This is a genomic window from Hymenobacter sp. BT188 (assembly GCF_014333585.1).
Classification (GTDB): domain Bacteria; phylum Bacteroidota; class Bacteroidia; order Cytophagales; family Hymenobacteraceae; genus Hymenobacter.
Window position 1 is genome coordinate 1 of sequence record NZ_JACSCW010000020.1, and the last position, 10,569, is coordinate 10,569.

The 10,569-nt window shown below is 49.7% G+C and carries 8 protein-coding genes; 6 read left to right on the forward strand and 2 right to left on the reverse strand.

The genetic code is table 11. The features are described from left to right. Window positions 1-214: 214 nt before the first annotated feature. The 5 genes from H8B13_RS20910 (at window position 215) to H8B13_RS20930 (ending at window position 5,605) form a co-directional block, all read left to right on the forward strand. Complete coding sequence (locus H8B13_RS20910; RefSeq protein ID WP_187312726.1) at window positions 215-2,266, forward strand: BatA domain-containing protein; 2,052 nt, start codon at window positions 215-217, stop codon at window positions 2,264-2,266. Window positions 2,267-2,294: 28 nt separating this feature from the next. Further along, on the forward strand, window positions 2,295-2,846 hold the full coding sequence (locus H8B13_RS20915; RefSeq protein ID WP_187312727.1) for a DUF4199 domain-containing protein: 552 nt from the start codon (window positions 2,295-2,297) through the stop codon (window positions 2,844-2,846). A gap of 48 nt (window positions 2,847-2,894) precedes the next feature. Continuing rightward, window positions 2,895-3,422 (forward strand): DUF4199 domain-containing protein, encoded by a 528-nt coding sequence (locus tag H8B13_RS20920; RefSeq protein WP_187312728.1) that lies wholly within the window; start codon window positions 2,895-2,897, stop codon window positions 3,420-3,422. Further along, entirely contained in the window at window positions 3,415-4,401 is a 987-nt protein-coding gene (locus H8B13_RS20925; protein ID WP_187312729.1) for a glycosyltransferase family 2 protein, read from the forward strand. The genes H8B13_RS20920 and H8B13_RS20925 overlap by 8 nt, the downstream gene beginning before the upstream one ends. Before the next feature lie 79 nt (window positions 4,402-4,480). Next, the gene (locus H8B13_RS20930; RefSeq protein ID WP_187312730.1) at window positions 4,481-5,605 is read left to right on the forward strand and encodes a glycosyltransferase; all 1,125 of its coding nucleotides are present in this window, start codon (window positions 4,481-4,483) and stop codon (window positions 5,603-5,605) included. Here the strand turns inward: H8B13_RS20930 and H8B13_RS20935 are convergent. Together H8B13_RS20935 and purB are read right to left on the reverse strand one after the other, a co-directional pair. Then, window positions 5,577-6,698 (reverse strand): glycosyltransferase family 9 protein, encoded by a 1,122-nt coding sequence (locus tag H8B13_RS20935; RefSeq protein ID WP_187312731.1) that lies wholly within the window; start codon window positions 6,696-6,698, stop codon window positions 5,577-5,579. The genes H8B13_RS20930 and H8B13_RS20935 overlap by 29 nt on opposite strands. Window positions 6,699-6,784: 86 nt before the next feature. Continuing rightward, entirely contained in the window at window positions 6,785-8,143 is a 1,359-nt protein-coding gene (gene purB / locus H8B13_RS20940) for an adenylosuccinate lyase (protein ID WP_187312732.1), read from the reverse strand. A gap of 159 nt (window positions 8,144-8,302) precedes the next feature. Between purB and H8B13_RS21655 the strand changes: the two genes are divergently transcribed. Then, a complete protein-coding gene (locus H8B13_RS21655; RefSeq protein ID WP_187312733.1) occupies window positions 8,303-10,453 on the forward strand; it encodes a transglycosylase domain-containing protein in 2,151 nt (716 codons plus the stop codon). Window positions 10,454-10,569 lie beyond the last annotated feature (116 nt).

Below are 10,569 nucleotides of genomic sequence, written 5' to 3' on the forward strand. Positions count from 1 at the left end.
GGTGGGAGAGTCGGTCGCCGCCAACCTTACTACAACCGCAGCCCCCCAGCGTCCCTCCCCGGATGCGGGGGGCTGTTCGCGTTTATAACCACTTTGACCTATGGGCATGTGTGAACAAAGTACTGACTTTATTTAGAAATCAATTCTAATAAGCGTAATATAACAGAATACGGACCTTATGATTGTTGACCTTTTGTAAAATATATCTTTGACAATGGCGCTATTATTTCCGTGGTTTTTGTTGGGTCTACTTGCTGTCTCAATCCCTATTGCTATTCACTTTTTTGAGTTACGCAAGCCTCAACTTGTTCACTTTACTAATGTTGGTTTCATTAGAGAAGTAAAGTTGATTACCGCCCGTCAAAGTAAATTAAAGCACTTACTTGTTTTGTTAGCTCGAATTGGATTCGTTCTGTTTTTGGTATTAATGTTTTGTCAACCATTTATACCTGCTGCAAAAAAGGGTGTAAAACAAGGTGAATTTGTGTCAATGTTTATTGATACTTCACCAAGCATGCAAGTTCATGGCAATGATCAATCTCTGTTAGATAAAGCTGTGGAAGAGGCTAACGGTCTCGTAAATGTATATCCAGCAACAACGCAGTTTAAGCTTCCTCCAGCAGCTAATAACTTGAATAAGTTCGCTTTCCAAGTTGCCACAGAACAACTTAGTGTATCAGGACAAGCTGCAGGTTTGAGCGCATTGATAGCTAAAGGAAAAGGGCAGACTAGAAATGGCAATGGACAAACCTTCATCTTTTCTGATTTTCAGAAGAATGGTTTTTCTTCGAGGTCTCTAGCTCAGATTGACTCCACGGAAAGTATATTTTTGGTGCCTATAATTCAGGATGAGGCCACTCCGAATGTCTATATTGATAGTGTATTAGTGGATGATGCATTTGTGCGGCGTGGAACTGATATCCTACTGCGGATTCGACTACGAAATGGCGGGCAAGTAGCAGTGGATAACTGCCAAGTAAAATTATTCATTGGCGATAAACAGGTGGCGGTATACCGTGCGTCCGTTGGAACGGAAAGTCCGACAACAACTTCAGTTAGAGTACGCATTGATAACAATGAACTGCAACGTTGTAGGGTGGAGGTAGAGGATTTCCCGGTAACCTTTGATAACACCTACTATTTTACGCTACAGCCTTCACCCCAGATACGTATTATTGATTTGGCTGCAGGTGAACCTGCTACGCAGCGCTTGTATGCAAATGAGTCCTTATTTTCCTATAGCAAGAGCGCTCCACAGACTATAAGTTATAGTAAAATAGAAGGTGCTAACCTTGCTTTGGTGCAGCAACCAAGGGTGGATGCCAGCTTGCGCGAAAGCATAAAGAGATTGGTTGATAAGGGTGGCTCAGTAGTTATAGTGCCACCCGCACTTACTGCAGGCCGTGCGTCTTACAATCAGTTATTTAAGGATTTGGGAATAGGCTCAGTACAATGGGAGCCAGTACCAAGTGGCACGCCAAGCCTAAGGGAGGTAGCCGCTCCAAGCTCACAAAACCCTTTCTTTAAAGACGTATTTGCAGCCCGCAATCGGCAGGCTGTGATGCCAAAAGTCTCACCTGTATTGCGATGGTCAAGGTCGGAAACTGACATTTTGCGTCTACAAGATGGCGATGGCTACCTAGCCAGCTTTAACAGCGGACGTGGTACTGTGTTTTTATTCTCTGCGCCATTTGAGGCCGAGTATTCAGACTTTACTAACCACGCTCTATTTGTGCCGGTTATGTATCGTTTAGCAATGGAAAGTTTCCGCAATGACCAGAATCCAGCTTACCGCTTGAATCAAAGGACGATAGTAGTGGCTGTACCGGAAGTGACAGACAATACTGAACAAGTATTTAAGCTAACAAAAGATAGCTCGACCTTTATTCCAGTGCAGCGGCTACAGGCTGGCGAACTACGTTTTGATGTTCCGCCCGGAATGCAGATCCCTGGCTTTTATCAACTCACTCGTAATGGTCGCACTGTTAAAACTCTGGCATTCAACGTTGACAAGCGAGAATCAAATTTGGCGCATTATTCAGCGGAAGAGCTACGTACATTGATTGGCAAAAATCATCCAAATATTCAGGTTTACGATGCGTCTGGGGGGCAAACTGTGGCAGCACAATACCGCGCCGAGCGTATAGGCACACCACTGTGGCAGTACTGCTTGTGGGCCGCTCTGGCCTGTTTGTTAGCTGAAGTGTTGTTACTTCGTTTTATGACGAGGCGTAAAATGGCGGAGCCAATGGCTGTGGCTGCCTAAGAACTATCTCAGGCGTCTGCCTATTATCTTGCTGCACCAGCTTTCAAATCACGTGAACTCAGCCACAGAATCTAAGCGACTTATTGTACGTCATGCTCTCCGCTACGGAGTTGGGGCTGGAACCATCTGTATTATTTGGGTAATAGGTCTCTACCTGACCGATAATAACCCCTATGGACCAAAGCGCCTGCTGAGTGTTTTTGTCCCACCATTAGCTGCCTTAGTTTGTCAATGGGCAGTTCGACGCTCTTTTTTACCTGACGGGCCGGGCTTCCGACGTGTATTGATGGCCGGTATTCTGACGACAATTTTGGCTGCTGTCACATCGGCGACTGGCGTCTATGGATTCGCTCGAGCTACCGGACAAGCACCAATTGATCGGCATTTATCAGAGATGAAAACTCTTTTGGAGGCTAGTAAGGACGAATTTATAAAGCAGGCAGGAGGCCAAGAACAATACGAGCGTGCCCGTCAAAGCCTCGCTCACACGCCTCAGGGGTTGGCATCTGATGATTTTGAGAAGAAATTAGTGTTTGGATTACTCTTAAGCTTTCCAGGAGCCGTTTTTTTTAGAAAATAACTGCGTTCTTGTTGTCAGTTATTCTCTTACTCTCATTCTACTAACTCCATGGAAAATACTTCTACTTCAGTTTCTACAACCTCTGTTGGCTTGCGCTACGGGCTGCTGACGGGCATTATATCCATTATTTATTCCTTTATTCTGCTGGCAGCTAATCTGGAGCAGAACACTGCGCTGTCTCTTTTAGGCATTATCATTTTGATTGGTGGTATTGTTCTAGCGCACAAAAATTACAAAGAGAATAATGGTGGCTTTATGTCTTATGGGCAGGGACTTGGAATTGGAGTCATATTAAGCTTGGTTTCTGGTCTTCTGGGGGGCATTTTTCGCTATGTTTACATGGAGTTTATTGACCCTTCAGCAGCCCAGCGCGCGATTGAGCAAACGCGTGCCAAAATGGAGGAAGCGGGTAATATGAGCGACGCTCAGATTGATCAGGCTATCCAGATGTCGCAGCGTTTCGCTACTGGCCCAATTGGCATTGCAGTGGCTATCCTTGGATCAGCTTTAATAGGCTTTCTGCTCACACTTATTATAGCTGCTATCACGAAACATAATCGCCCCGAATTTGAGTAAGCGTTTGCCGCAGCATTTCCCTGTCGAGATATCAGTCGTAATTCCACTGCTCAACGAGGCAGAATCATTACCAGAACTGACGCGTTGGATTCATCGGGTGTTAGCTCAGCATGGACTCACGTACGAAGTCATTTTGATAGATGATGGCAGCACGGATGATTCGTGGGAGGTAATCGAGGAGTTGGCGCAAGCTGATACCCATTTACGCGGCATCCGCTTCAATCGCAATTATGGTAAGTCGGCGGCTCTCAACGTAGGCTTTCGGGCGGCGGTTGGCCGCGTGGTGTGCACCATGGATGCCGACTTGCAGGATTCACCGGAAGAGTTGCCCGAACTCTACCGCATGATTACTGAAGAGCACTACGACTTGGTGAGCGGCTGGAAGAAGAAGCGTTTTGACCCGCTGAGCAAAACTATTCCAACCAAACTATTTAACGGCGTTACGCGCTGGATATCAGGCATTCAGCTGCACGATTTTAACTGCGGCCTCAAAGCCTACGACCAGCGTGTGGTAAAAGGCATTGAGGTGTATGGGGAGATGCACCGCTATATCCCAGTCATTGCCAAGTGGAACGGTTTTGCCCGCATTGGGGAGAAGGCAGTACAGCACCAAGAGCGCAAGTACGGAGTTACGAAGTTTGGCCTGGAGCGCTTCGTGTATGGCTTTCTGGACTTGCTGAGTATCACCTTCGTGAGTCGGTTTCGGCGGCGGCCCATGCACTTCTTTGGCACTATGGGCACGTTATCATTTCTGCTCGGAATGATCATCACTTTATGGCTTGGGGGGCAAAAAGTGTATTTGGCGCTGAACAACTTAAAAGCACGCGACGTAACAGCGCAGCCTTTGTTCTTTCTGGCCTTGGTGGCGGTAGTAGTAGGTGTTCAGTTGTTTTTAGCGGGCTTTTTAGCCGAGATGATTTCTTTAAGCGGAGCTCGCCGAAACGACTACTTAGTGCGCGAGAAGCTGAATATTAAATAGCGTAGTGGCCCGTGGTTGGTAAGCGTCAAAACTTGCTAAGCACGGGCGCTTTTTTATCCGTTTACTCTAAGCTGAAACTATGCGCGTCGTCATTATCGGGCCTGCGTATCCGTTAAGGGGTGGATTAGCTACCTACAACGAGCGACTGGCGCGGGCTTTCCGCGACGCTGGTGATGAGGTAAGGCTTGTAACGTTTAGCTTACAATATCCCAGCTTTCTGTTTCCAGGACAAACTCAGTTTAGCACCGAAAAAGCCCCCCAGGACTTACCGATTGAGGTGAGCATCAATTCGGTGAGTCCGGTATCGTGGTGGCGCGTAGGTAATCGGTTGCGCCGCGAAAAGCCAGATCTGATTGTCTTTCGCTTCTGGTTGCCATTTATGGGTCCGGCGCTGGGCACCATTGCCCGCCTTATTTCCCGCAACCGCCACACGCGTATCGTAGCAATAACAGATAATGTTATTCCGCACGAAAAACGCCCCGGTGATCGGCCCCTGACGCGCTATTTCCTGTCGGCTTGCCACGGTTTTGTAACGATGTCACGTTCTGTGCTGGCCGACCTGCGCCGTCTGCATTTCAACCAGCCAGCCCGTTATCAACCACATCCGCTTTATGATAATTTTGGTCCTTTAAAGCCAAAATCCGAAGCTTTGAAAGCGTTAAATCTCAGCGCAGATTTTCAATACATTTTGTTTTTTGGCTTCATTCGAGCCTACAAAGGCTTGGATCTGTTGCTTGAAGCCTTCGCTGATGCGCGGCTCAGCGCCTTACCCGTAAAGCTTATTATAGCCGGCGAATTCTATGAGCCTGCCGCGCCATACGATGCTCTTATTCAGCAATATAAATTAGAGGAACGCTTAGTGCTTGCCACCGACTTTATTCCTAATGAGCGCGTGGCCGACTACTTCTGCGCCGCCGACTTAGTGGTCCAGCCTTATAAAAACGCAACTCAAAGTGGTGTATCACAGATTGCCTACCACTTTGAGCGCCCTATGCTAGTTACTGATGTAGGCGGCCTATCAGAGCTAATACCTGATGGCGAAGTGGGCTATGTCACCAAAGCGCAGCCTAAAGCCATTGCCGACGCCTTAGTTGATTTTTACCAAAACCAGCGGGAGCAGCAGTTTACGGCAGGTGTGCGGGAGCAAAAAAAGCAGTTCTCCTGGGGAGAGATGATTACAGCGCTGAAAGCCGTGGCAAACTAGAAGCAGGTAATGACGCCTGTACGGCTGCAAAAACCTTACTGGGGGGCAAATCCTCCATGCAGCTCGTTCCCAACTTACAAGTGCCACGGTAAAAGCAAACACACTGCCGGTCGGGCTGCACGATCTGGCCGCGGCCGTAAAGGTCGAATTCGTGAGGATTGAAAATGTTGTTCATCAGCACCGTTGGCTTGCCAAGCGCAATGCTAATGTGCATGGCCATCGTAACCTGGGTCACTACCAAGTCCATTTGCTGCATCAAATTGATAAACTGCTCCAACGGAAACGTGCCCAGATAAGCGGCTCCGGTGGCCAGATGCAGGCGCTGGTTACGCTCATCTTCAGCAGCGCCTCCGAGCAGAACGGGCGTATAGCCAACTTGCTGAAGCTCGTTAATCAATTCAATCCAGTGCGAGTCAGACCATAAGCGAGTGGTCCACCGGTCGCCGCAGCCAGTATTGAGGCCAATGCGTGGGCGGTTCGTCGGCAGGTTATCCCAGCGATATCCTTTGTCGTCGTGATTGTCGAATACGTACTCCTCGCCCCGAAATTCATAGCCACATAGCTCAAAAATCTCCTGCACATACGGCTTCTGATTTTGTAAGCTCAACTCATCGAATACACCCGTAAGGAATTTGTGATTAGCCAGCGAATTACCAGGCCAAGGCACGCCGTTGGGGAGCAGAGTATAGCCGAACTTTTGAACTGCCCGGATGGTATCGTGCAGGGCGCAAGCTTCTTTGTCTTTATCCAGATTGAACAGAATCTCGAACTCGCGCGCTTGCAGATGGAGTACGGTGGCTAAGTCCAGCTTCAGAATCTCATCGACGGCGCTGGGGGGCAAAATAGCGGGCGTATGCGTGAGCCAGGTGATTTTAGCCGCCGGATATTCCTGGCGAAGGCGGCGCAGGAGCGGCGTCGTCCGAATTACGTCGCCAATAGCACCGAGCTTGATGATGAGAATACGCTCCTGAGTTGGCGCATATACCGGGCAGCCAGCGCACTGGTAGCCATGCTCTTTATTAGGCCGACAAGGCACATCACCGCGGAAATGGCGGCAGTCAGGATGAACGAGTATGCCGTTGAGTTCGGGCATTGAAGACTGAAGTTATCTTTTGTTTTTTCTGCAATCTGGCGAATGGAGCTGTTACTCCAAGCACATTCATCATCAATCAACGAATACTAAATGCCTACATAATTCATTGGCGAGATGGCACGCAGTTCAGCTTTCACTTCATCGCTTACTGTCAATGTCTCGATGAACTCCCGAATTGTTTGCTCAGTAATGGGGCCGTGGGTGCGGGTGAGAGCCTTGAGTGCGTTGTAAGGATCGGGGTAGTTTTCACGGCGCAAAATGGTTTGGATAGCCTCCGCTACCACGGGCCAGTTGGCGTCAAGGTCACGGCGCAGAGCTTCTTCATCGAGTGCCAGCTTGCTTAAGCCGCGTAGTAAGGAGTTCAGCGCCAACAGTGTGTGGCCAAGCGGCACGCCCAGGTTACGGAGTACCGTGGAGTCGGTGAGGTCACGCTGAAGACGGGAAATAGGCAACTTGGCAGCCAAATGTTCCAACAAAGCATTCGCCACTCCTAGGTTGCCTTCTGCATTCTCAAAATCAATAGGATTGACTTTGTGCGGCATTGCTGAGGAGCCTACTTCGCCGGCTTTAATGGTCTGACGGAAATACCCCAAAGAGATGTACTGCCACACGTCGCGGGCAAAGTCGATCATAATGGTGTTTAGCCGCTTTAAGCCGTCGCAGATAGCGGCTAAGTGGTCGTAATGCTCAATCTGAGTGGTTGGATGGCTTCGATGCAAGCCTAAAGTGTTATTTACAAATTGGTTAGCGAACTGTTTCCAATCTACCGTGGGGTAAGCTACGTGATGCGCATTGAAGTTGCCAGTAGCCCCTCCGAACTTAGCCCCGAATGGAACCTGAGCCAGTAGCGCCAACTGCGCTGTCAGCCGGGCAGCAAACACTTCTATTTCTTTGCCCAAGCGAGTGGGAGAAGCCGGCTGACCGTGGGTGCGCGCAAGCATCGGAATTGCTCCCCAGGTTTGGGAAAGTGACTGCAAATGCTGTTGCAGGGCAATGTATTGCGGCAAAATTATTTCCGTCAGCGCCTCGCGCAAGCTGAGAGGAATAGCCGTATTGTTGATGTCCTGAGAGGTGAGACCAAAGTGAATAAACTCCAGATAATCGCCTAACCCCAGTGACGAGAACTGGTCACGCAGGAAATATTCAACCGCTTTTACGTCGTGGTTTGTCACGCGCTCGTGAGCTTTTACTGCCTCGGCTTCCGTTACAGAAAACGCTTCATAAATGGCACGTAAAGGCTTAAATAAGGCAGAATCGACGCCAGCTAATTGGGGCAATGGCAACTCGCAAAGCGCAATAAAATACTCCACTTCTACCCGCACCCGGTACCGAAGCAGTGCCAGCTCGGAGAAATAAGGTGCCAACGGGGCCGTCTGGTGGTGATAGCGGCCATCGAGGGGGGAGAGAGCCGTGAGCGGTGAAAGGGTAGTATCAGGTGCAGACATGAGGAGCAGAAAAAGTCAGAAGGACCAAAGGTAGCGAATGCGCTCGCGCTACCATAAACGCCACATGCGGCTTTTCGCTACCTTTGTGGCTCGTGCGGCCGTGGGTTCGGCGCGAATTTCGCAGAGCCTGGTCGCGATATCCTCTCCCTGATTACTCGCGTGACTCCTGCTACTAAGAAAAAAATCGCCCTTGGCTTCGGCATACTCGTGCTGCTATTGGCCGGCGCCGTTGGCGTATTCTTCCTGAAGCGCCAGCAACTTCTGGACTACGCTCTCGCGCAGGTCAAAACGCGGGTAGAGCGGAAGTATCCCGCGCAGCTTACCCTCGGGCCGGCTAAGTTTACTGACTTCAACACGGTGCGTATTGAGGGCGTATCTCTGGTACCTACGGGCAGAGATACGTTGCTGAGGGCCCGTAGCATCAATGCCTCGCTCAGCGCCCGCTCCTTATTCGCGGGTCGGCCGGTGTTTAGTAATCTGCAGATTGATAATGCCCGACTAACGGCACTCAAAACAGCTGCCACCGATAACTTCTCTTTCCTCTACAAAACCAAAAAGCGCAGGGCCACTGTAGCCCGCGATACCACGCAAGGCACCAACTATGGTCTGCTGCTGAATCAGCTAATAGAGGCTGGGTTCGATAATATCCCCGCTGAGGCTGATTTTAAGAACTTTCTTGTTACCTATCGTAGCCCAGGGCATGCGGCAACTATTGCTATGCCCAGCCTCACCATTGAGGATGGCAATATCGCGGGCCAACTGACGGCTACTTTCGATTCCGTTGAGAATAGAGTAGGCATTCAGGGGCGCGTAGAACCCCGCGATTATGCGGTGCAGGCCAAGGTATATGGCTTGGATAAGCGGCCCGTAATATTTCCTTATTTACAGCAGCGCTACAAGGCGCGCGTACAGTTTGATACGTTGCGCTTTAGCCTGACCGATAAGGAACTAGATGACAATGAGCTGACGCTGCGTGGTACAGCCGCCGCCAACAACTTCGCTGTTTATCAGGCCAAGCTTTCTGATCGGGATATTGTGGTGCGTAACGGAGGCATGGATTTCGTGGCTACGCTGGGCCAGGGGGCTTTTTCGCTGGATGATGGCACAAAGGTTACACTGAATAAGATGGTGTTTTACCCCGCCATCAGTTTGCGCAAGCTGCCGGTTCAGCAGCGTCGCATTGGTAAGAAGCTGAACGGGTTAACCTCCCGCAAAGACTTGCTGGCCGGATTGCAGTTCAGCGCCGATATCAAATCAACGGAAACGACGGCCAACGACTTTTTCGCTTCATTGCCAGAAGGCATGTTCGAAACGCTGGAGGGGACGAAGGGGGAAGGCACGCTCACATACAGCCTCAAGGCAGCGCTGGACATGAATAAGCTTGATAGCCTGGAGTTTAATTCAACCCTGAAGAGTAAAAACTTTCGAATTACCCGCTGGGGTAATGAAGACCTAAGCAAGCTCAACCGCGCTTTTGCCTACACGGCTTATAATGACAAAGGCGACTCTATTCGCACCTTCCCCGTAGGGCCGCCCAACCGGGATTTTACGCCTTTCAACCGAATTTCGAACCATCTTAAGAATGCCATTCTGACGGCCGAAGACCCGCGCTTTTTCACGCATAAAGGGTTTATGGAAAAGGCCTTTGTGAAGTCGGCTATTCAAAACATCAAGGAGAAGCGCTTCGCACGCGGTGGCAGCACTATTTCGATGCAGCTGGTCAAAAACGTGTTTCTGACGCGCAAGAAGACTCTAGCTCGGAAAGCGGAAGAAACGCTGATTGTGTGGATTATCGAAAATACGCGTTTGGCATCGAAAGAACGCATGTTTGAGGTGTACCTCAACATCATTGAATGGGGCCCAAAAGTGTACGGAGTGACGGATGCAGCAAGGTTTTACTTCGATAAGTCACCTAGCGAGCTGAATTTATCCGAGAGCTTGTACTTAGCTAGCATCGTGCCCAAGCCCAAGTTCTACCGTTACTCCTTCGACAGCTATGGCAACCTGCGGGGTAGTGCGCGCTATTTCTATCGATTGATTGCGGGTATTATGGCCAAACGAGGCATGATCTCCCAAAGCGCTTATGATGATTTATCGCTGGGGGTGGCGCTTAATGGTCCGGCCCGCAAGTACATTGTTACGGCCGTAGATACAGTACGAGCCTTCGCGCCAGCCGACTCAGCGCAGTTTGAGCCTCTGAATCTAATTGACTTGCTTGGCGGCAATACTGCGCCTGATGAAGGCGTAAATACCACCCCACCTGATCAGGATGGCGATGGTATCCCGAACCCAACGCCAAAACAACCTTAACTATACATAGAGTCGAGGAAAAAAGGCCCCGGGTATATTTGGGGGGGGTTTTTTTTGGCTCTATTCTTTTTATGTAGAGGGGATGTATCTTCCCTTTTCTCCTTTGGCTATTTCTA